The organism is Caviibacterium pharyngocola, from assembly GCF_002795405.1.
GTDB lineage: Bacteria > Pseudomonadota > Gammaproteobacteria > Enterobacterales > Pasteurellaceae > Caviibacterium > Caviibacterium pharyngocola.
The window spans coordinates 37,952-61,425 of the sequence record NZ_PHGZ01000021.1 but is presented as its reverse complement, the minus strand read 5'-3'; the positions used below and the strand labels follow the sequence as shown (position 1 = coordinate 61,425).

The 23,474-nt window shown below is 35.6% G+C and carries 20 protein-coding genes and 1 pseudogene; 12 read left to right on the top strand and 9 right to left on the bottom strand.

What is annotated here, in order from left to right; genetic code table 11:
- Positions 1-14: 14 nt before the first annotated feature.
- The 10 genes from CVP04_RS09725 (at position 15) to CVP04_RS09680 (ending at position 12,466) form a co-directional block, all read left to right on the top strand.
- On the top strand, positions 15-677 hold the full coding sequence (locus CVP04_RS09725; protein ID WP_100297320.1) for a TnsA endonuclease N-terminal domain-containing protein: 663 nt from the start codon (positions 15-17) through the stop codon (positions 675-677).
- Positions 670-2,580, top strand: coding sequence for a Mu transposase C-terminal domain-containing protein (locus CVP04_RS09720; RefSeq protein ID WP_100297319.1), 1,911 nt, complete (start codon positions 670-672; stop codon positions 2,578-2,580). The genes CVP04_RS09725 and CVP04_RS09720 overlap by 8 nt, the downstream gene beginning before the upstream one ends.
- The gene (locus CVP04_RS09715; protein WP_100297318.1) at positions 2,580-3,473 is read left to right on the top strand and encodes a TniB family NTP-binding protein; all 894 of its coding nucleotides are present in this window, start codon (positions 2,580-2,582) and stop codon (positions 3,471-3,473) included. The genes CVP04_RS09720 and CVP04_RS09715 overlap by 1 nt, the downstream gene beginning before the upstream one ends.
- Positions 3,431-4,549 carry a TniQ family protein gene (locus CVP04_RS09710; protein ID WP_100297317.1) on the top strand — a complete coding sequence of 373 codons (1,119 nt, stop codon included), beginning with the start codon at positions 3,431-3,433 and terminating at the stop codon, positions 4,547-4,549. The genes CVP04_RS09715 and CVP04_RS09710 overlap by 43 nt, the downstream gene beginning before the upstream one ends.
- On the top strand, positions 4,510-5,964 hold the full coding sequence (locus CVP04_RS09705; protein ID WP_100297316.1) for a hypothetical protein: 1,455 nt from the start codon (positions 4,510-4,512) through the stop codon (positions 5,962-5,964). The genes CVP04_RS09710 and CVP04_RS09705 overlap by 40 nt, the downstream gene beginning before the upstream one ends.
- A 119-nt stretch (positions 5,965-6,083) precedes the next feature.
- Positions 6,084-6,317, top strand: a complete 234-nt coding sequence (locus tag CVP04_RS09700) for a tRNA delta(2)-isopentenylpyrophosphate transferase (protein ID WP_100297315.1) — start codon at positions 6,084-6,086, stop codon at positions 6,315-6,317.
- A 2-nt stretch (positions 6,318-6,319) separates the two neighbouring features.
- On the top strand, positions 6,320-7,237 hold the full coding sequence (locus CVP04_RS09695) for a restriction endonuclease (protein ID WP_100297314.1): 918 nt from the start codon (positions 6,320-6,322) through the stop codon (positions 7,235-7,237).
- Positions 7,237-10,485, top strand: coding sequence for a DEAD/DEAH box helicase family protein (locus CVP04_RS09690; protein WP_100297313.1), 3,249 nt, complete (start codon positions 7,237-7,239; stop codon positions 10,483-10,485). The genes CVP04_RS09695 and CVP04_RS09690 overlap by 1 nt, the downstream gene beginning before the upstream one ends.
- Before the next feature lie 2 nt (positions 10,486-10,487).
- Positions 10,488-11,519: an Eco57I restriction-modification methylase domain-containing protein gene (locus CVP04_RS09685; RefSeq protein WP_165772789.1), complete on the top strand. Its 1,032-nt coding sequence runs from the start codon at positions 10,488-10,490 to the stop codon at positions 11,517-11,519.
- Between the two features lie 2 nt (positions 11,520-11,521).
- On the top strand, positions 11,522-12,466 hold the full coding sequence (locus CVP04_RS09680; RefSeq protein ID WP_100297311.1) for a hypothetical protein: 945 nt from the start codon (positions 11,522-11,524) through the stop codon (positions 12,464-12,466).
- 196 nt (positions 12,467-12,662) lie between these two features.
- Here CVP04_RS09680 and CVP04_RS09675 read toward each other — a convergent pair whose 3' ends face one another.
- The 8 genes and pseudogenes from CVP04_RS09675 to trmL form a co-directional block, all read right to left on the bottom strand.
- A complete protein-coding gene (locus tag CVP04_RS09675; protein WP_100297310.1) occupies positions 12,663-14,273 on the bottom strand; it encodes a coiled-coil domain-containing protein in 1,611 nt (536 codons plus the stop codon).
- A 53-nt stretch (positions 14,274-14,326) separates the two neighbouring features.
- Positions 14,327-15,373 carry a dsDNA nuclease domain-containing protein gene (locus tag CVP04_RS09670; RefSeq protein WP_100297309.1) on the bottom strand — a complete coding sequence of 349 codons (1,047 nt, stop codon included), beginning with the start codon at positions 15,371-15,373 and terminating at the stop codon, positions 14,327-14,329.
- 18 nt (positions 15,374-15,391) lie between these two features.
- Positions 15,392-16,528, bottom strand: a complete 1,137-nt coding sequence (locus CVP04_RS09665) for a hypothetical protein (protein ID WP_133118485.1) — start codon at positions 16,526-16,528, stop codon at positions 15,392-15,394.
- Positions 16,503-16,853, bottom strand: coding sequence for a hypothetical protein (locus tag CVP04_RS09660; protein ID WP_100297307.1), 351 nt, complete (start codon positions 16,851-16,853; stop codon positions 16,503-16,505). Before CVP04_RS09660 ends, CVP04_RS09665 begins: the two co-directional genes overlap by 26 nt.
- A 16-nt stretch (positions 16,854-16,869) precedes the next feature.
- On the bottom strand, positions 16,870-18,603 hold the full coding sequence (locus tag CVP04_RS09655; RefSeq protein WP_100297306.1) for a hypothetical protein: 1,734 nt from the start codon (positions 18,601-18,603) through the stop codon (positions 16,870-16,872).
- A gap of 83 nt (positions 18,604-18,686) precedes the next feature.
- A pseudogene (locus CVP04_RS09650) lies at positions 18,687-19,547 on the bottom strand (YifB family Mg chelatase-like AAA ATPase); the annotation flags it as partial.
- A 141-nt stretch (positions 19,548-19,688) separates the two neighbouring features.
- Positions 19,689-20,303, bottom strand: a complete 615-nt coding sequence (yihA, locus tag CVP04_RS09645) for a ribosome biogenesis GTP-binding protein YihA/YsxC (protein WP_100297304.1) — start codon at positions 20,301-20,303, stop codon at positions 19,689-19,691.
- A gap of 15 nt (positions 20,304-20,318) precedes the next feature.
- Entirely contained in the window at positions 20,319-20,795 is a 477-nt protein-coding gene (gene trmL, locus CVP04_RS09640; protein WP_100297303.1) for a tRNA (uridine(34)/cytosine(34)/5-carboxymethylaminomethyluridine(34)-2'-O)-methyltransferase TrmL, read from the bottom strand.
- 141 nt (positions 20,796-20,936) lie between these two features.
- Between trmL and CVP04_RS09635 the strand changes: the two genes are divergently transcribed.
- Together CVP04_RS09635 and CVP04_RS09630 are read left to right on the top strand one after the other, a co-directional pair.
- Positions 20,937-21,194 (top strand): type II toxin-antitoxin system Phd/YefM family antitoxin, encoded by a 258-nt coding sequence (locus CVP04_RS09635; RefSeq protein ID WP_100297302.1) that lies wholly within the window; start codon positions 20,937-20,939, stop codon positions 21,192-21,194.
- Positions 21,194-21,616 (top strand): type II toxin-antitoxin system VapC family toxin, encoded by a 423-nt coding sequence (locus tag CVP04_RS09630; protein WP_100297301.1) that lies wholly within the window; start codon positions 21,194-21,196, stop codon positions 21,614-21,616. Before CVP04_RS09635 ends, CVP04_RS09630 begins: the two co-directional genes overlap by 1 nt.
- A gap of 154 nt (positions 21,617-21,770) precedes the next feature.
- Here the strand turns inward: CVP04_RS09630 and pckA are convergent, their stop codons facing one another.
- Positions 21,771-23,387 carry a phosphoenolpyruvate carboxykinase (ATP) gene (gene pckA / locus CVP04_RS09625; protein ID WP_100297300.1) on the bottom strand — a complete coding sequence of 539 codons (1,617 nt, stop codon included), beginning with the start codon at positions 23,385-23,387 and terminating at the stop codon, positions 21,771-21,773.
- Positions 23,388-23,474 lie beyond the last annotated feature (87 nt).

Genomic DNA, 23,474 nt, shown 5'->3' with positions numbered 1-23,474 from the left:
GGTGTCAAATTATTATGAGTAAAAATTATCACTTTCAGCAGGTTAGAAAAATCAAACCAACCCGAATGAGTGTCTCAGGCCACTTACCTTTTAAGGATGGTGTAAGCATTCCTTATGAGTCCACTTTGGAACGTGATTTCTTAATGTACTTCACATATCTTCCAATAGCAGAAGATATTATTCCACAACCTATTCGACTCTCTTTTACTAAAAATGGAATAACTTATCCTTACACACCCGATTTCTTTGTCAGGTTTAATGATGACCGAAAAAGCATGCTAATTGAAGTAAAGCCTAAAGCTAAATGGCAAGCTCATTGGCATGAATGGAAACAGAAATGGAAAGCTGCGATGAAATTTTGCAAGCAAAATGACTGTGTGTTCCATATTTATGATGAGGACAAAATCCGTCATCTTGCATTATTCAATATCAATGCTGTGCAACGGTATAAACGTTTACTTGTAGAAAAAGAAGATGTTGAAGCAATATTAAGTCAGGTTCGCTTAATGGAGATAACCACAATTGATTACCTGCTTACTCGTTTCTTTTCTGGTTCACTCTATAGGGCGAAAGGATTGCAAGTTATCTATCACTTGTTAGCAACAAAACAATTAACCTGTAATTGGTTTGAACCTCTCTCAGAATTTACTCAAGTATGGAGCTATAACAATGAATAAAGGTTTTTCAGTTGAAAGAGGATTACAGCGAGGCCGTATTCGCTTACAAACAGGCTTTCTTTATATAAATCGAGAAGATGGCGAGCAATATCAATTAATTGAGTACCTTGATGAAGATTCACAAGTCCTGATCCGAAACATTCACACTCAACAGAGCAAAATAGCAAGTATTCATCAGCTTGATAATGTAGTGGTTAATGAACGGGAAGATCTTTCTATTGATTTAAGTGAAATTGGAGATGAATACTGGAATAAGGCACTTAAAAAATATGAAGCGATAAAACCTTTACTTAATGAAGAACAATATGACCCTACTTCGGTTGAAGCTCATGCAGAGAAAATAGGTGTTAGCAAACGTACATTATATCGTTGGATTCAAGCATATAATTCGATTGGTTCTGTTGCAGGATTAGTAGATCGCAAACGAGGTTGGTCTGAGGGTAATTCTCGCTTAAATAAAGAGCAAAATGAATTGGTTAATCAGGTAATTAATGATTTTTATCTGCATAAACAACGCCCATCTATTGAGCAAACTATCCGAGAAGTGCAACGTGTTGCAAATTTAAAAGGGATTGAAAGCCCGTCTCGCCGTACAATTCGCAAACGAATTTTAAGCATTTCGGAAGAAGAACGATTACGTAAACGTGGACAAAAAGAAAAAGCGAAAAATAAATTTACACCTAAGCCAAACCATTTTCCAAATGTTGATTTTCCGCTGAGTGTTATTCAAATTGACCATACACCTGTTGATTTAATCATTGTAGATAATAAATATCGCAAACCGATTGGGCGACCATATTTAACTTTAGCAATGGATATATACAGCCGAATGATTACGGGATATTACCTGTCATTGGATGAACCTTCGGTTACATCTGTAGCAATGTGTATTGCTCGTAGTATTTTGCCAAAAGAGAGGTTGCTACTAGATCACAATGTAAAAGGCGAATGGAATGTCTTTGGCTACCCAAACAAGATCCATGTTGATAATGGAGCAGACTTCCGTTCACTTGATCTTTCAAAATCCTGTGAAGCCCATAATATTGCCTTGGAGTTTAGGCCTGTTGGCCGACCAGAATTTGGCGGACATATCGAACGTGTAATTGGTACGTTTATGAAGGAAGTTCATGGCTTAAGTGGCACAACATTCTCGAATATTAAACAGAAAGACAATTACAATTCAGAATCAGAAGCGGTTATGACATTAGATGAATTTGAAGCGTGGTTACTTAACTATATTGTCAATGTTTATCATAAGCGTACTCACTCTGCTTTGGGGGTGTCTCCAGTCCAAAAATGGCGGTTAGGTATTTTTGGAGATAAAGATCATGTCGGTTGTGGCTATCCTCAATTACCTAAAGATGAGCAGACTTTATTGCTGGATTTTCTCCCAAGTAAAAAACGGACTATTCAACATAATGGTGTAACTATTGATGGGTTACGTTACTACGATGTTGCATTGAATATGCATATCAATGATTCGGATGAAAAAGGTAAAAGCAAAGAGTTCTTATTCCGTTACGATCCTAGAAATATTGGGCGTATTTGGTTCTACGATCCAAAGCTAAAACGCTATTTTCCTATCCCGTTTGCAGATCAGTCTTTACCTGATATGAGTATTTGGGAATACAAGCAAGTTCGTCAATTCCTAAAAAATAAAGACGAGAAGTTGATTCATTCGCAGCAGATCCACGATGCTTTGACTGAAATGCGTGAGAGAGTAGAAAGGTCAGCTCAACTAACGAAGAAGGCACGTAGGCAAGCCCAAAGACAAAAAGTTCATGCTAAAAGTGAGGTGGTAATCCCAACGGCTATACCAGACAGCAATGCAATAGAAACAGTGAAAGTACCTACATCTCATTTACTTTCAGACAGCGAATTTACTTTTGGGGAGATTGAATAATGAGCAAGCAATATGAATACATTCATGAAAAGTTCCGTCATCTTGTTAATGCTAGTAATCAAGAACGAATTGAGTTTTTAGATGAACCACGTTGGATTGGCTACCCTGTTGCCAATCAAATTATTGAAAACTTGGTTTCGCTAATGAATAAACCGAAGCGTCCACGAATGTTTAATTTATTAGTTGTGGGTGATTCTAATAATGGTAAAACCACGTTGATTCGCCATTTTTATAGCTTATACGGGCAATCTTTTGTTAATAGTCAATCAGAGGGAGTGCGACCAGTCATTCTGGCAGAATCCCCTCCAAGTGCAAATGAAAAAGAATTGTATATCTCGCTATTGGAACGGTTCTATGTGCCATATAAATCGACAGATAGTGTAGCAAAGCTGCGTTATCAAACGGTACATTTATTCCGAGAGTATAAGGTAAAAATGTTGATCATTGACGAGTTTCATTCTCTGTTGGTTGGTACACCACGCTTACAACGACAGGTGATGAACGCAATTAAGATGCTTTGTAACGAACTACAAATTCCAATTATCGGTGTTGGTACTCGTGATGCTATTCGGGTATTACATACAGATCCACAACATGCCAGTCGTTTTGATGTTGCTGAATTGCCAACGTGGAAGCTGGATAAGGACTTTCAAAAGTTACTTTTCCAATTTCAGGGTGTTTTGCCATTGAAGAAATGCTCTAACCTACAATCACCTGAACTCGCTACTAAAATTCATACGATTTCAGGTGGAAATCTAGGGAATGTACATCGTTTATTGACTGCGTGTGCAGTAGAAGCAATTACATCAGGTACTGAGCAAATTACGTTAGACATTATCGAGAAAAATTCATGGGTACAACCAACGCAGGGCTTCCGAAAAATTATCGGATAAAATCAGGTGTTATCAGAACACCACTCTACTCGAATGAAAGTATTAGTTCATGGCTTATTCGTGCTGCCCTAGATTGTGGTACAGAGCCGATTACGTTTACAGGGTTTTATTGGAATAAATGGCGATTATGGACGTATGATTTAGATAGAGGGTTTGAACCAATTGCACAGCATATTTATGCTGATATTACCGAATTATCGCTTAATCAGCAGGTAAACTTAGTGAATCATTCGCTTTATTCCGTATTGAGACCGATTAACGGCAAAAATACTCTCATTAAAGGTCAAGCTAAGTGGGTGCTTTCAAGAGGTTCACGTAATCGTTCATTTCGTGTCGGTCAATCTTATTGTCCTTGCTGCTTAGAAGAAACTCCTTATTTGCGTAATGAATGGCGTTTTGCATGGCACTTTGGTTGTTTGAAACATAAGGTTCTATTTGAATCTAAATGCTCTTGTTGTGGCGGACTGTATCAACCGCATTTGCTTTCAGCAGAGAAGCGACAGCTAAACTACTGTCATCAATGCGGTGAGAAATTACAGGTCATTACTACACCGCTTAATGAAGTAGAAATTGCAACGATGGAAATGCTTGATAACGTGTTTACAACTAATTCAGGTGAATGTTTCGGGAAATGTGTAGATTCGCAAGTGTACTTTGCTATATTACGCTACTTTATCAATTTTACTCGACGTGCTGCGATTGCAAAATCTACTCATTCTTTTTCAAGATTTGTAGAACAATGTGGTATTTCGCAAGTAGAAATATGTCAAACCAGAACAGCCCTTGCGTTTGAGCAACTTCCTGTTGAAGAACGTAAGAATTTACTGGTAAATGCGGGAAAAATCCTGAAATTATCAAGTAAGGATTTTATTCAAGCTATTAAACAAAGCGGTATTACCCAAAAAGCGTTCGCTTTTGAACGTTATCCTACGGAGCTTGATAACCTCTTTAAATACGCCATTGAAGGAAAAACAACAAGCCGTAAGACGATAATTAATAAACCTAAGACCGATTCTGTTTTAAGTTTAAGCCGTCAATGGGAACGACTAAAACGACAATTACAAATTGCAGTATGAAGATAACCCAAATTCGTTCGCAAAATAGTTGTTCTATTTGTGGAAAAACACCAGTTACACGCAAATTCCGAGAGGAATACTATTGTGCGAATTGTTACGCTCAATGGTTTAAAAAGAAAACCTGTAAGTCATGTGGTCAATTAAAGCGTATTCATCGTGATGGCGAATTTTGCCTTGAGTGCGAACGTTTGACGGATTGTGTTCGTTGTGGGAAAGAAGCTGGTACATTTAATGTAGGAATAGTAACGAATTACGGAGCCGTATGTTCATCATGTGTTCGTTATTTCCGTGAAGAACAAATGTGTTCAGAATGTGGCAATATGACCCGAGATAGATATCGTTCACCAATCACAAAAGAATCCATATGCCTTTCTTGCTATCGACGATACACCTTTGCAACGTGTAAGAATTGTAGCCGTTATCGCAAAATTCATAATCAAGAAAAGCAGTTATGCAAAAAATGTGATGAACAGTTACTTTCAACTTGCCCTAAGTGCAAAGCGGAAATGGCTTCAGGTTATGGTAATATTTGTCCTGATTGTGCGAGACGAACTTTATTATTCAATATGATTCGCCTAAATGTGCATATCTTTCGCAATAAGGCAGTAAAAACTGCCTACAAGAAATTCATCTTTTGGTATATGCAAAAATGTGGTATCAGCGTTGTTTTGCATAAAGGCTCGGATTTTATGCGTTTCTTCATTGATTGCGATGATATTTGGCAGAAAATTCCTGATTATGCGGAGTTGGTTACGCACTTCAAGCCAAACGGCTTGCGTGCAAATTTAACTGTATTACGCTGGTTACTTGATACGAATCAAGTAGTTGTAGATGAAGCTTTAAAAGACGACTTAGCTGAAATGCAACGCATACAATCCCTTTTTAATAAACTTAAAGAATCTGTACCTTGTATAGCAAGTTACTATAAACTTTTACAAAGACGATATGATGATGGTAAAACTTCACTAAAATCTGTTCGGTTAGCTTTACAACCAGCTATCGACTTAATCAGTTCTCAAGCGGTTACAGACTATCCTACACAGGAACAGTTAAACCATTACTTGAGCGAGAAAACAGGTCAAATTGCGGCAATTACAGGTTTTATCAACCACCTGAAATCGGTATATCACTGCAAGTTAGATATTGACCGCAAACTTATTCAACAGATGAAAGCTAAACGGCTTAAAAAGCGTTATTCGCAACGTTTAGTTGAACTCTACAAGCAAACAGAATTAACTACTGCTGAACAGATGGATCTGCTTTCAGTTGTGTTATATAGTTTGCACGGTATCGAAATCAAAAAAACAAAATTTGATGTCATTGTACTGATAGATGGTGTAGCTTATTACCGTGACAACATGAAGGATTATTTCCTTCCACAAGACATCTATCTGCGTATAAAACCGCAGTTTTGACGAGAAAAAATTCTATTTTTGCGATCTCGCTCGAAAAATTGAAACTCATTTCTCGACAGAAACCGCTCAGCGGTTAAAGTAGCACCCAGTTATTAACCATCAAACTAACTGGAGCTTATATGAACAGTACAAACAGCGAATCTACCTTGTCTCTTAAACAACAATTTAAGCTATGGCTTGAACAAGAGCAAAAAGATGATGAAATGATTGCCTTTGCAACGATTCCACATATTTTAAGACGGTTTGATCGCCGACTTGCAATCATTAAAGGTAATCAATTTGAGAAACATTATCTGCGTGAATGGCGTGAAGCTTTTCGTATAGATAGAGAACTTTTCGGATATAAAAATTAATTATGTTAGATAAAATTATTAGCTTAAATAACGAAACATCAGCAGATATTTCAGAAAACTTCATTCGCGAAAAAATGCCTGAAATTCTTGAATTGTTGCTGATTGATAGAACCAAATCAACTAAGAAAACGACCAAAAATATTATTTGGGCTAATAATAACTATACTAAACATAGTGCTAGATATTACGCTCCAACAGCTCAAATTAAGCCTGCTCTTATTACGGGTAAGATGGAGTGTCTTATTATGCCAAGAGCCTTAAAATCACAAGAAATTCAAAAAGAAAGAACTAGATCTAAAGCTGAGGTATTTACCCCAACATGGATTGTCAAAAAACAAAATGATGCCGCAGAACAAGATTATTTAAATGATGATCTAAAAACGTACATATCTCGAACATGGTTAGAGATCACTTGTGGTGAAGCACCTTACATGGCTACTCGCTATGATATGGGAACAGGGAAAATCTTACCTATTAATGAACGAGAAGGCTTCATAGATCGAAAATTAAAGCGAATTTCATCTGAGGTGAATGATAAATCTGAATGGCACACCCTTGCTGTTCTTGCTTATCAAGCATCTTATGGTTTTGAGTGGAACGGTGATTCTCTTCTCTTAGCTCGCGAAAATTTGCTTTATACTTACCGTGATTATTATCTTGAAAAATGGCAAGAAGAACCATCTTTTGACAAATTTAAATATATTGCTGAAATTATAAGCTACAATATATTTCAAATGGATGGTATTAAGTATATTATTCCTTTATCTGATACGGAAACGGTTGCATCAGAATTGCAACCAGATCTTTTTGGTGATAAAACTCCATCACAAGCTATAGCTCGCACAAATGGAAAACGTGTGAAAATAATGAATTGGCACACCAAAAAGATGGAGTTTTTTGATAAAGAGATAAGTACATAATGAATAACACTGAAATCAAAACTACAAAATTCATCTATCCTCAAATCTACGCTTATTCACTCCCTGATATTTCTGATAATGACGGATGGCTAAAAATTGGTTATACCGAACGACAGAATGTGGATGAGCGTATTCTTGAGCAAACCAAAACAGCAGCCATTAACCTTAAATATAACAAGTTATGGTCTGCCCCAGCAAAATTTAAAGACTCAGACGAGTGGTTTAAGGATAAACAGTTCCATACCTATCTCCGAAACTTCAAAAAAGTTACCCAGCGTCCAAATACAGAATGGTTTTACTACAACGGAACACCTAACCTTTCTCTTCAGCACTTTGATGACTTTATCAGTAAGCAACTCGTTCAAAGTCAGGAACAGCTTGACTATCAGTTAAGAGAAGAACAGCAGAATGCTGTCAATAAGACTTTAGAATATATACAGAACAATCCTAACAGTGAGTTCTTATGGAATGCCAAACCTCGCTTTGGTAAAACGCTAACTACTTACGACTTAGTGCGAAAGTTGGATGTATCAAAGGTTCTCATTGTTACAAATCGCCCTGCTATTGCGAACTCATGGTTTGATGATTTTGCTAAATTCATTGCATGGCAAACGGATTTTGCTTTTGTTTCAACCAGCGATTCCCTTAAAAATCGTCCTATTCTTACACGAGAAGAGTTTTTGGAGCAACAACATACTACTGGTAAACGAAGAATGATCGCTTTTATTTCATTACAAGATTTAAAAGGCGGAATTTCTTTTGGTGGTAGCTACAACAAATTATCGTGGGTGAAAGAGCTTAATTGGGATTTATTGGTTATTGATGAAGCTCATGAAGGCGTTGATACCATTAAGACCGATATTGCGTTCGATAATATTAATCGCAACTTTACGTTACATCTTTCGGGAACACCGTTTAAAGCTGTGGCATCAGGTAAATTTAACGAAGATGAGATTTTTAACTGGAGTTACGCTGATGAACAAGCGGCAAAAGAAAATTGGAGTAATGTCGAACAAAATAACCCTTATGAAAATCTACCTCGCCTAAATTTATTCTCTTATCAAATTAGTCAAATGATTACTAATGAGGTAAACAAAGGGGCTAAAATTGACGGTCAAAATATTGATTATGCTTTCGATTTAAATGAGTTTTTTGAGACTAATGAAAATGGCAAATTCCTTCATGAGGAAGATGTTAAAAAATGGCTGGATTCTTTAACGAGAAATGAGAAATATCCTTTTTCGACTAAAGAACTGCGTAACGAATTAAAACATACATTTTGGTTGCTTAATCGTGTAGCAAGTGCAAAAGCATTACAGAAATTGCTTGAAGCTCACCCTGTTTTTGAAAATTATAAAATTGTACTCGCCGCAGGTGATGGGCAAACAGACGATCAGATTGTAAATCAAAAAGCATTTGAGCGTGTTAAACAAGCTATTAAAGAAAACGATAAAACTATTACACTTTCAGTCGGACAATTAACAACGGGGATTACGATCCCTGAATGGACAGCGGTTTTAATGCTAACTAATTGCCGTTCTCCAAGTTTATATATGCAAGCGGCATTTCGCGCTCAAAATGCATGGAATTACGAACAGAATGGTGAAGTCTATCAAAAGCAAAACGCGTATGTATTTGACTTTGCACCTGAACGAACTCTTATTATTTATGATGAATTTGCCAATAATTTATTTAGCCATACAGCAAATGGTGGCGGCACATCTGAAACACGCAAAGATAACATCAAATTATTACTCAACTTCTTCCCTGTTATCGCTGAAGATAACGAAGGAAAAATGATCGAGCTTGATGTAAATCAGGTACTAACTATTCCTAAAGCAATTAAGGCTCAAGAAGTTGTTCGTCGTGGATTTATGTCGAATTTACTCTTCCAAAATATCTCAGGTATTTTTGCATCATCAGAAGTGCGTGAAATTTTAGAACAGCTTAACCCTGTTGATATAGGAAAAGTAATGCCGCGAGAAACTGATGAAGAAATTGAAACGCAGGGTGTTGAGGTAGATGATAATGGCGAAGTTGTTATTGATGGCGACATTGTAATCGCTCAAACCGATGCTCGTTTTGGAGAAAAGGTTTACCAAACTATTACAGCAGCAACAGAAGAAGCTATTAAATCGTCTGAAAGTGATATATCTACTCTTATTGCAGAAAGATTCAAGCAAGAAGCGACTCAAGGTATGAAAGAATTGGCAAAAGACAACGATGTATCAGCTAAATTTGCTGAACGTGTTGTTCAGAAATCAGCGGAAACTATTGCCAAAAAAGTGGAGTATATTCAGAAACAAACTGAAATCAAAAAAGCAGAAGCTAAAGTAGCGTTGGAAAAAGTCATTGCAACAACTCAAAATCAAGATGAAATTGAGAAAGCCAAAGCTACTTTTGAAGAAAAGTGCCAACAAATTGAAAATGATTTCAAAGAGGAATTACTCTCAACAGTTGAAGCTGAAACAAAAGAGATAGCGAAACAATCCACGCAAACAATTTTAGAAAAAGCTGAAGATAACAAGAAAAACCAAGTAGAAGATGACGTACGCGCAAGATTGCGTGGTTTCTCCCGAACAATCCCATCGTTTTTAATGGCGTATGGCGAGGCTGATACAACATTAGCTACATTCGATCAAACACTTAACGATGAAGTATTCAAAGAAGTAACGGGTATTACTCTTGAACAATTTAGAGTGCTTAGAGATACCTATAACTTCTTCGATGAAACCGTATTTAATGAGTCGGTCCAAGAGTTTTTAAGAAAGCGTAGCGAATTAGCAAACTATTTTGATGAAAGCCAAAAAGAAGATATTTTTGACTATATTCCTGCTCAAAAAACAAATCAGATCTTCACACCGAAAAAAGTAGTTAAGCTAATGCTTGATAAACTGGAAGAGGAAAATCCTGATATTTTTAGTGATCCTGATAAGACTTTTGCAGATCTATATGTAAAATCAGGCTTATATTTAACTGAAATTGTGAAACGTTTATACGTTGGTCTTGAGGCAAAAATAGCTGATTCAGACGAGCGATTAAAATATATTCTTGAAAATCAAATATATGGTTTCGCACCTAGTGAGATTATTTATAACATTGCTAGAAACTTTATTTTCGGTTTTGATGAGAAAGCAAAAAATATTAACCAGTCTCATATCGTTCACTTAGATACTACACCTTACGCAAAAGAGGAGTTAAGTGATGAGTTTGAGAAAAAATGTGATGAATTATTTAGAGGTAAATGATAATGAAATTTGATGTTGTAGTAGGAAATCCTCCATATCAAGAACTTAATGTAGGTGAAAATAATCAAGCTGTTCCTATGTATCATCGTTTCTATGAACTAGCAGAAAAATGTTCTGATAAGTATATTTTGATTACTCCAGCCAGATTTTTAGCAAATCAAGGTGCTACACCCAAAGCTTGGAATAAAAAAATGTTATCAGATAAGCATCTTAGCATTAAATATTTTAATTCTAAAAGCGACGAAGTTTTCCCTAATACTGAAATTAAGGGAGGGGTTGTCGTTTTATTAAGAGATAAAAATAAAAATTTTGGTGAAATAGATACTTTTATTGCATTTGAACAATTGCGGAATATCTACAATAAAATTAGACAAAAAAGCAGCTCATATCTTTCAGAGATTGTTTTTAGTCCTGATAGCTATCGATTTAGTAATAATCTCTTCTCTGAAAATCCTGATTTAACAGGAAGAACTGATGACTCTCACGCCAAAGCTGTATCATCTAGCGTTTTCAAGAGATACCCTGAAATATTCTTTAAAGAAAAACCAATATCACAAGAAGAGTATGTTCGCATTTATGGTCGGTTAGACGGTGAAAGGGTTTATTTTTGGACAAAAAGAAATTATCTATCAGAACATCTAAATTTAGATAAATGGAAAGTATTTATAGCAGGTGCTAATGGAACGGGATCGTTCGGAGAAACGCTAAGTTTACCTGTGGTCGGAGAACCATTTGTAGGTCATAATCAAACTTTTGTGAGTATAGGAAAATTTGATTCAGAATTTGAGGCTAATTCATTATTAAAATATATAAAAACTAAATTTGCAAGAGCATTATTAGGCATAATGAAAACCACACAAAACAATCAGTCTAAAAATACTTGGTCTAAGATTCCATTACAAGATTTTACTAATAAATCCGATATAGATTGGAGTTTATCTATCTCAGACATTGACTTACAGTTATATAAAAAATATGAACTTAACACAGATGAAGTATGTTTTATTGAGAAAACCGTAAAAACTATGGAGTAAATATGGAGATTATTAATACAAGTAGATTTAGACTCATCTATTTAGATGAAGATATAATTATCTTTTCTCCTAAAGAAAAATTTAATGAATTAGATTTAAACCAATCCATTATAATCAATCATACCGAAAATACATGGGAAAAGAATAGAGATAAAAATGAAATAAGTAAAAACACCAAACAAGGGAAAATAATTGAAGAATTTTTTGCAGACTTAATTGATTATAAAAATAGTATATCTAATAATATAAAATTAGAATATATAACTTACGATCAAATAAGACAGGATGAATTTAAAAAGCACGCTCCATTTGATGGTTTGTTATTCAGGCAAGGAAATCCTTATATTAAAGAAGTAATAGATAAGATAAATGAATATATATCAACCAACAAGTATGGTAAATTAAATGGACGTGTTATAAATTTTTGTACAAAACATAAAGTGTATTTGATTGAGATAAAGTCATCAAAAATACCTGATAAAATATATAATGAGGCAAAGAAAAACTATAGTAAACATTTAAATAATACCACTTTTCAAAGAGATATCATAAGCTCATTGAAAAAATTGGATCTTTTTAAATACCCAGTTTTTACAAGAAATAACGGTTCTATAATACATGACACTAAAAGCTATCTGCAATGGGTGAAAGATAATATTTCATTTATGAAAGGAAAGAATGATAAAGAAATATTAGATTATGAAATAAGCGAATCCCTAAATTTATATACTAGAATTTTTATAGATGATAAAAAAATAGATAAAAATAATGGAAAACCAATTTTTATAGGCTACTTTCTTGGCTATGTTTTAGGTTATGAGTTTTACCAACCCCTAACCATCATGAACTTCTCTTCAGATAAATCAAAAGATGCAATTTATGCGACTTACCCTATATCAAAATCTAGGAATTTTGAATCTCTCTTTAATGATGATAGATTGTGGTAATTAAAATGTAGAAGATTAAGTCTGATCTCCTACACTTTTTTAAATTTATTTCATCAATTTTTACTATCCCTTTAATTATTCCTAGTTTATTAGGAAACTTAGAGCTATAAAAAATCCCCGTAATCAGAAAATGTATTGCGAGGATTTTAGTAATTTTAAGTGATTAGTACTTGTTCATTTGCGATATAATTGCGTTTTATATATCTAGCTCATTAAAAAACTCATGATACTCTCCATTTTTCATTAATCTATTAACCTCGATTTTGTTTATAGATGCTAATATTTCGGAATGCTCACTTCTAATTAAACAAATAATTATTTGTTTGTTTTTCTCTTGTATTAAGGTGTTTATTATAGATTTATAATTTTCTTTATCTTGCTCATTCTGATTAGGGGTATCAAGCACTAGCGGAGGAAGAATATTAGTATTAAAATTTATTGCAGTAGCATAAATAGCTAAATAGTATGCTAAAACAGTACGATTGCTATCGGCAGCACCACCTCTAACAGCATTTAGAATTTTGTGGTAGTTAGTCACTTTTTTGATTTCATCATAATCATTAAATATAATGGATAATCTATCAGCATAATATTTTAATTTTGTAACAAAAAAATTATTAACAGATTCTTCATGCTCTCGATATTCTTTTCTATTCTTTCTCTTTATTTTATTTATGTGTTTTTTTTGTTCTCCAAATTGGATGATTTTGTTTTCAATATTGTCTAATATTTCAGATATTCCATTTGCTGTTATTGCATTTATTAATTGTTTCGTATTATCTGTAATAATAGGATCTATATCATATATCAGTTCTGATAGTTCCATTATTTTTCTTTCAGTTTCTGATATTTTTATATCAATTTCTTTTATTCGAGATTGATTATTGGTTAATTCATCTTCCAATTTTGTTTTTATAAAAAATAACTCTGATTTTTCTGTAATTGTATTAGAGTGAATAGTACCGCAATAAGGACATTCTATTTTAGCTCCATATCCACGTGCTTCTTGATAATCTTCATCAAGCTCTTTGACTGTTGGAGCAACGAAGTTGATTTCATTAAGTAAGAATTGCCGTTCAACAACTAAATTGGATAACTGTTCTTGTAATAGATTTAAGTTCTTCTCATAGCCTTCAGCGGTTTCCTTTAGCTTATTAATATTGGAATTAGCTTCTAGCTCAAGATTTTCTTTAGTTAAACTCAAAACTTGTTTTTCGTTGTTTTTCTGTTCTAAACTATCTTTTATTTTTTGTAATTCTTCTTCATTCTCTAATTCTTTATCACTTTTCACTTTACAGAATTGCTCTACTAAATCAGTTTGAAACCTTTTAAATTCACCTAGTTTTTCAAAGGAATTTGGAAAAAAAGAATCCCACCCTTTAGCTTGAGAAATATAGCTGGTTAAGAAGAAGTGAGCTGGTCTGGCAAGTTTAAGTGTGCCTGAATGAGTTTTGAGATATATTTTATATCCTAAAATTTCAGCCAGCCTTTTATGATAATCAGATTCTTCTTCATATTTTGTTAGAGAATTTTTATCGTATATGTAATATATTCCATTTGGAGTTTTGTAAAGAGAGTAAGAATCCTCTTCAATAGATATATCTAATCTAATAAATGAATTTATCCATTCATCTTTAAATTTTACTACACAACCTAGTGCACTATACATTAAACTCAATAGTGTGGTTTTCCCTGCTGAGTTCTTATCAGATAGAATAAAATTCACTCCATCACTAAAAGTAAACAGGTTTCCCGCATCTTTATCTTTGGATAAGATTGCTAATTGCTTGATTATTAATCTTTTCATTTTTAATTGGTCTAGTTCTTAAATTACGAATCAATTTCATATATGACGATAATTTACGCTGTTTCTCTAATGTATCTTGATAGCTCATACAACACTCCTGACTTGATCATTTGATCAGTACTTATAGTACCATACTTTGAGTTTAAGTTTGAACAGAAATTATCAATTATTTTAGTAAGTTGTTTGTCATCACTACACATCAAATCATCAAGTATGTTAGAGCTTAATATATCTAATTTTATTTGTGCTTGAATACTTCCTGAGTTTAGATGATGTGTACTATATTTTAATAACTCTGTCTTTATCTTCTGTTTTTCGATTATAGTGTAAGATGTTTCATTAAGTATATTTAATGCCGATGTTAGATCATCATCTTCTATATCTGTATAACGTTTAATCACCTCTTTTACAGTAAAAAAGGTTATTCCCTTTTCTTGTAGAGGGTCATCTTTATCAGTTAATCTTTTTTTTCCTTTATCGTGTAAATCATCTTTTAGAACAAGATAAATAGCATTTACATTTGTTCTTTTATCAGGGTGTATTTCCTGAATAATTTCTGATAATATTCCTTTTACAGTTTGGATAAATTTTGTTTTTGGTAGTTTTGATTTGGAAAAATAAAGTTTACTTAAAAAAGAGTATTTATCTATCTCAAGCAACAAGTTATCTTCTATTTTTTTCTTATCTTTATCGCATAACTGGTAAAAGTTGGATTCATCAGTACAAAACTTGGGGGAAAAACCATTCGCAGATACTAGTTTAATAGATTTTATATTATCTAATATTTCTAAATATTCTTTTCCTAGTGTTAATTTATCTAAAATAGACTTGTTTCCGTTTTCTCTTTTAATTATATCACTTAGAGTTAAATGTTTATCATTTGCTTTAATTTGAAAGAAATTTAATTGATTATTTTCTGAAGATATGTTTTCTACTAAAATGACATCTTCATGAAACTCAACTAATACAGCAATATCATCATTTTTTCTAGAATTTTCTAAAAGAGTATAGATAGCCCAGTGATACTGATAGTCATAGTTTTTAAATGTATCACTACCTGATGTTTCTCGTTGCTTTATTTTATTCAGTTTATTTAGCATAATGTTTCACTATCATAGTTATATTTTGTCGAAAGTTGCTCTAGTTACTCTCATTTCAAAGCTGTTATTGTTATTTCCAATAAAAACATTAAATATTAAATTTTTATTTTCATTTGTAAATACTTTTTCAAATAAAGGAATGAATTTATCATGAGAAAATTCATTTTCTTCTTTATTATAATCAGCTAGCGTTCCTGCAATGAAATCAGGTAGTCTAACTAATTCATCAAACCACATTTCACCCTGCTCCTCTGGTAATCCAAAAGCTATATTTGATTGTTTTAGATTTTTTGATTCACAAAAAACATGGTATAAATCTTGAATATATTGAAATATCAAATATCCACCTAATTCTTTCTCTTTGTAATAAATGATAGTATCTCTATCCGAAAACCAACCTATAACTTCTAATTTTGGTATAAAGCTAGTAATTAGGTACATTAAATAAGTAGTAATCGCACCAATAAAGAATATTCTTCTTATTTCTTTAAAGCTAGGCTCTTTCCTATTTAATTTTTCTAATAATTTGATTAGCAAATCTTTTTGTTTAATATATTTTTCAATGTTTTTCTCATTCTCAATCCAATGTTCTATTTGTTTTATATATCCTGATATTTGTTGGTTTGAGAAAAGCTTCTCGTCGGTAAATAATTTAAATTTCTTGTTTATTGATATGGATATGTTGAAAATTGGAAATTCCTGAAAAAATTTTATGAATTCAGGGTTTATTGAATCAGAATGCTTAATATCTTTCTTTTGTAAAGTGTTAATTTTGTTTTTAAGTTCATTAAAGTCTTTAACGTGTGGCATTATTGAAAATGTAATTACATCTTGTGGCTTATTTTTATCAAAAACGTAGTCTGATACAATAATCCATTTTTTAAACCCTAAAATATTCAATACTTCTGCGCGACGACAACCTTCCTTTCCTTTCAACAAAAGGGAAATAGCATTGTTATTTAGAGGGTTTTCAATAAAACATTTAAATATATGATATGAACTCTTTCTAAAGGTCTCATCAAAGGGTAAAATAAATTCGTGGCAAGGTACGCCAAATTCATGTTTATTTTCAAATAGTTGTTGTAATCTATAATCCTTACCAGTTAGATTATTCATAATCATTGTTATATTATTGAGCTTCCATTTCATATTCATTGCCATCTTCATCAGTTACAATCATCACTCCATTACGAATCCATTCAGCATCAGCGTACACCTCGTCGCCATATTCATTGATGATTGTGCAATCGCCATATTTTCCCGTCATCGTACAGTCTCCATAAGCACCTGAACCATTTATATCTTCTACATCATAATTGTAGGTATAAGGCCCAGAATTACCGAGTCGGTAGTTATACATATAACGAGGGTCTTGATGTATGCTTGTACTCCCATATTGGGAACTATTATATTGATTACCGTAATTGGAGTAGCCAAACCCAGAAAGAGTTAATGTTAATAGCGTAATAATTTTATTCATTTTGACTTCCTAAATTTTAGAGTAGTTTTTTTATTCCGTTCCAAACCCAGTTATTATCATTATTCCTCGCTATCCTATGTTTAAAAGTTGCCATTCTCCCATTCTTATAATCAACGTAGTCGCTACTTATGCTTTGCAATGAAATAACTTCAATAAGTAGCTTGAGAAAGTTGAAAACTCCATCCTCTACATCAAAGGATAAAAATTCTAAAATATTGGCAGGTTCATAGACTATACTGCTAAAACTGGTATTATTATTTCTTTCAGGAAAACTAAAGGTAAAGAATGTTTTTCCCCGAACATCAATACGTAAGATTAAGGTTGACTCTGGATAGCTTTTCTTCGCACTATTGCAGACATCTATTAGAGAAATAAGCTTAAATTTATGCTCTTCTCTAAAGCCTAATTTTGGAGTCCACCAAAATACACTTGCTCCCATTTCTGCACGTAAACGAGTTGCATGTTCCCAAACCGTATCAAGGCGAGAGTTCCTATCTTTGCTATCGTATTCAATTTCATAAAGGCAATTTGCAATTCCTGTGAGACCAGTCTTTCCTATTCTGTCGCCTACGCTAAAATCTGTTGGATCATCATAATTCAGAAATTTTGTATTACTAGTATGAGAGGCTTCTTGGCTTGTTCGAATTTTATTTATTTCACGAGCTTCGCCGAGTAGTTTTAGTTTTTCAATCACATCTACTGTAACAAGATTATTGACTGGGTTAAGTGCTATATCTAACTGCTCTAGGTCATGTTCTCGCTCTTTTTTAATTATGCGATACTGCTGTTCTTCGTTTTCTACTTCTTTGGCATTCTTATTTGGAGTTACAAGTGGTGGCAGAGCCAAGGTTATTGGCTCTCCCTGTGGCTGGCTGATTCCTGTGATCTGACAGCAAAGTACGGAATTTCCTAAACGAATACCGTAAAAGGACAATGTAATTTCTTGAGTATGCCAGCATGAAATTTGATAGCAATTATTTGAGTTAAAAGGATTTTTGGAGCTAACAATACGATCAGATACTCTTTGAATTACTGCTTTGGAATAATTATCGTATTTTAAGTGATATAAAAATACTGCATCTTTATCGGATAAATTGCGAGGTAAGACAATAACTCTCTCGTCATTACTAGTAGGATTTTCCCCAATACAAAGATGCTTTATTACCTCGCTCCAATTATAAACTGACAAAATACGTTTTAACTCACTTGAGTATCCGTAATGAGCCATAAAGAAATGTAAGGGATGGATAATGCAAGATAGATTATCGTGTTTGATTACCAAAAGGTTATTACCATCTTTCCTGAATCTCTCTAAATCAGATGTGTGAACGTATTTATCACATTCGAAAGGATGGTTTTCTTTCCAAAGAGGAAGGTAAAATAGATTATTATCTTTACTGAATTTTACCTCAAATTCTTCGCATTGGAATTTCTCTTTAGATTTACCTCCTTCCCAAATACTACCAAAGGGAATTTTATGTAAATAATTAATAGGAACTTGAATAACAATAAAACTTTGGAGAAGTTCATTTGGGGTTTGATAAGTTGGATTGGAGAGGTTGATAAGATTAATGTCAACAAATGTCCTAGATTCACCATTACCAGATGAAAGCCTTTTATCGTACCAAGTTACAACATACTCAGCCTCAGAATCAAAATATCCTCGAATTGGGGATTTGAAGAATTTAATCAAATTGAGTGAGCAACGCCAGTTAACTCTAAGGAGGTTATTTTCATCGAAGTATGACATAATTTTGTCCTTTTCATGGTGTTTGGTAGATTATAATAGTGACATTTATTTGTATCTTTTGACACTTATTTGTATCTTTAACAGCCACCACCTACTAACGCGGCAATGGACGCGCTGTGGTGCGGCGCGCGAAACGGACGTTGTTTCCAGTTGTGAAAATTTAATTCGTTTTGCACCAAGCTGGTGACTGCTGCCGTTTCAATCGCTTCTTGCTCGGTCATTTCTGGCAAAAGTGCGGTTAAACGGCTTGCCAACATTGTTTTTCCCGTGCCGGGCGGACCGAGAAACAGCAAATTGTGTTGCCCTGCGGCGGCAATCGTCAATGCGCGTTTGGCGTGCTGTTGCCCGATAATATCGGTTAAATTCGGTTGATTCGGCAAAATGCCCGTCGGCATATCGGGCACGGCTGTACTCGCCGCAAGCGGTAAGGTAGCTTGGCGATTAAAAAATTGCACGACTTCCAGTAAAGATTCGGCGAAATACGAATCTTGATCCGCCACCAACGCTGCTTCATTGGCATTTTGTTTGGCGATGATCAAATTTCGTTTTGCTGCTTTTGCCGCCAAAATAGCCGGAATTACACCGTGCACGCCGCGCAAATTGCCGGTGAGCGCCAATTCACCAAGCAATTCGAAACCGGCTAAGGCTTTGCCGTCGAGTTGATCCGAGGCGGCAAGAATGCCGATGGCAATCGGCAAATCGAAACGCCCGCCTTCTTTCGGCAAATCCGCCGGCGCTAAATTGACTGTGATTCGTTTCGGCGGGTATTTAAAATTCGCGTTGAGCAAGGCGCTGCGCACGCGATCTTGCGCTTCTTTTACGGTTTTTTCCGGTAAACCGACTAAGGTGAATCCCGGTTTTCCGTTGCTTAAATGCACTTCTATCGTCACTAACGGCGCTTGAACGCCCATTGACGCGCGACTATAAACGATGGCTAATGACATCCGACATTCCTAATAATATTGTGATACGAGATCTCATCAACGTGAGCTCGATGAATTAGGCGGTCACTATAAAAAAAGTGCGGTGTAATTTAAATTTACACCGCACTTTTTTGCGATCCTTGTCGTAAAAATAATAAATTTTTAGCCGAAATTCGGTGCAAACCACGCGTCTAGTTTTGCCGCTAAGCGATCGATACCGATTCTATTTTGCGCGGAAAATGCTTCCACTTGCACATCGCCTTGAAAAGGCAAAATTGCCTCACGCACCATTTTGACTTGCTTGCTGCGTGCGCTTTGGCTTAATTTGTCCGCTTTAGTCAACAAAATCAGTACCGGCAACTGCGCCGAAACCGACCATTCCACCATTTGTTGATCCAAATCTTTCAACGGATGACGAATGTCCATTAAGATCACTACGCCTTTCAAACATTGGCGTTTTTGTAAATATTCGCCGAGAGAATGTTGCCATTGGCGTTTAACTTGTTCCGGCACCGCCGCATAACCGTAACCGGGCAAATCCACCAATTTACACTGTGCTTCCGCCTCAAATAAATTGATTAACTGCGTGCGACCGGGTGTTTTAGAGGTTCGCGCCAAGTTTTTTTGATTCGTCAAGGCGTTCAGTGCAGTGGATTTTCCCGCATTTGATCGTCCGGCAAAAGCGATTTCAATGCCGCTGTCCTCAGGCAAGGCTTTAATATTCGGAGCGCTGGTTAAAAAGCGGGTTTTATGATAATTCAAACTAATTTCGCTCATTTTGTCATCCTGTTTTTAACGGTTAAGATTGACTGCGCCCGAATACCCTAACTGGCGCCACGCTTCATAAACGGTTACGGCAACGGAATTGGATAAATTCATACTGCGGCTGTTTGCCGTCATTGGAATACGAATTTTTCGTTCCAACGGCATTGTGTCTAAAATCGACATCGGGATGCCGCGCGTTTCAGGACCGAACATTAAATAATCGCCCGCTTCGAAGGCAACATCGCTATGCGCCGGGCCGCCTTTTGTGGTCAACGCGAATAAGCGTTTCGGCTGTTCCGTTTGTAAAAATTGCTCGAAGGTTTTGTGTTTTTTGATTTCGGCAAATTCGTGATAATCCAAACCGGAACGACGCAGCCGTTTATCGTCCCAGACAAAACCTAAGGGCTCGATTAAATGCAAACGAAATCCCGTATTTGCACATAAACGAATAATATTGCCGGTATTTTGCGGAATTTCGGGTTCATATAAAACAATATCTAACATAATTTTTCCGAAGATAAAAAGATTAGCGCGGATTGTACCGCCGAACGCGCAAATATCAAAACAAATCCGAGAGTTTCATTGTATTTTTATTTTATAGAGCTTAGAATGTACATAAGTTGCTACAAATAAAAGGAGCAAAGAATGAATACGATCAGTAGCCGTGATTTCAATCAAAATGTGGCAAAAGCCAAACATCTTGCCGATAGCGAACCTGTTTTTATTACCGACCGTGGCGAGCTTTCTTATGTATTAATGAATTATGCAATGTATCGTCAATTTCATCAGCAACAAAAAACCAATGCGCAGCGTGTTAGTATGAGTGAAGCAGAAATTGCCAAAATAGATGCGGATTTTGAATTTGAACGAGTCGAAATCGCCGAACGTGAGGAAGTTTTCTAATGTATTTACTTGATACCAATATCGTAAGTGAAATGCGTAAAGCGAATACTAGTCAGCGATCAGCGCAATTTGTTAAATGGTTGGAAAGTATTAATTTAGATTTATGCTATCTTTCTACGATGAGTTGGTTTGAAGTAGAAATGGGGATTTTACGCAAAGAGCGACAAGATGTGGCACAAGGGAAAATTTTACGTCATTGGTTTGAAAATGTATTAAAGCCAGAATTTTCACAACGCCTAATTCCTGTATCACCAATGGTTGCGCTACAAACTGCCAAATTGCACGTTCCGAATCCTGCGGCAATGATTGATTCTTTTATTGCTGCAACAGCTATCGAACAGGGTAAAATTCTCGTTACTCGAAATATAAAAGATTTCGCCCATTTTAATGTCAAAATAATCAATCCATTTGAACCGCAATGAAAGTCGCTATTGTCGGAACGAGTGTGAACATTCAAGATTTTCTATAAATTAAAGCCAGATTAACCGTTGAAGATTGGACAATTTGAGGAAAAAACAAACCGCACTTTGAAGGAAGAATCAAAGTGCGGTTAAATTTTATCGAGTTTTTGCGAGATTAGGCTTTAGGGCCTGCTGCGATTAATGCTTTACCTTCTTCGTTGGTCGCATATTTTTCGAAGTTTTTCGCGAAACGACCTGCTAAGTCTTCCGCTTTCGCTTGCCATTGCGCTTTGTCCGCATAAGTATCGCGCGGATCTAAGATCGCAGGATCAACGCCCGGTAAAGCAGTCGGAATCGCCAAGTTGAAGATTGGTAATTCGGACATTTCCGCTTTATCGATTGAACCGTCTAAGATTGCATCAATGATACCGCGGGTATCTTTAATGGAAATACGTTTACCTGTGCCGTTCCAACCAGTGTTCACTAAGTAAGCTTCCGCACCTGCTGCTTCCATACGTTTAACCAACACTTCCGCATATTGAGTCGGGTGTAAGCTTAAGAATGCTGCACCGAAGCACGCGGAGAACGTCGGAGTAGGTTCGGTGATACCGCGTTCGGTACCCGCTAATTTCGCGGTGAAGCCGGACAAGAAGTAGTATTTGGTTTGTTCCGGTGTTAATTTAGAAACTGGTGGTAATACGCCGAATGCGTCTGCACTTAAGAAGATCACTTTTTTCGCGTGACCCGCTTTAGAAACCGGTTTAACGATGTTATCAATGTGATAAATCGGATAAGAAACGCGAGTATTTTCAGTTTTTGAACCGTCGTCGTAATCAACGGAACCGTCTGCGCGCACCACAACGTTTTCTAATAACGCATCACGTTTAATTGCACGATAAATATCCGGCTCGCTTTCTTCGGAAAGTTTAATGGTTTTCGCGTAGCAACCGCCTTCGTAGTTGAATACGCCGTCGTCGTCCCAACCGTGTTCGTCGTCACCGATTAATTGACGTTTAGGATCGGTTGAAAGCGTAGTTTTACCTGTACCGGACAAGCCGAAGAATACCGCAACGTCGCCTTCTGCGCCCACGTTAGCAGAACAGTGCATTGACGCGATGCCTTTTAACGGAAGGAAGTAGTTCATCATTGAGAACATACCTTTTTTCATTTCGCCGCCGTACCAAGTACCGCCGATTAATTGTACGCCTTCGGTGATGTTGAACGCTACGAAGTTTTCGGAGTTCAAGCCTTGTTCTTTCCAGTTCGGGTTAGTTACTTTAGAACCGTTCATTACCACGAAATCCGGTTTGAAACCTTCTAATTCTTGTGCGGAAGGACGGATGAACATATTGGTCACAAAGTGCGCTTGCCACGCCACTTCGGTCACGATACGCACCGCTAAACGAGTATCAGGGTTTGCACCGCAGAACGCATCGACAACGAATAAACGTTTGCCGGAAAGTTGTTTGGTTACCAATTCTTTTAGGCTTTGCCAAGTGGATTGGTTCATCGGTTTGTTGTCGTTTTTCGCCGCGTCGCTTGTCCACCACACGGTGTCTTTGGTTTTTTCGTCTAAAACGATATATTTATCTTTCGGCGAACGACCGGTGAAAATACCGGTATCCACGGCAACCGCGCCGGATTGAGTTACGATACCTTTTTCAAAACCTTCTAAACCCGGTTTGGTTTCTTCTTCGAATAATTGTTCATAACTCGGATTATAAACCACTTCTTTAACATCATAGATACCAAGTTCGCCAAGTTCGCCGATTACTTTGTTTACATCTGTCATAATACACCTCGATTGAAAGTTAATATTGAAATTAGAAACGAAAAATTGTCGTCTATTCTATGTAAATCCGCAGAAAAAAAATGTTAG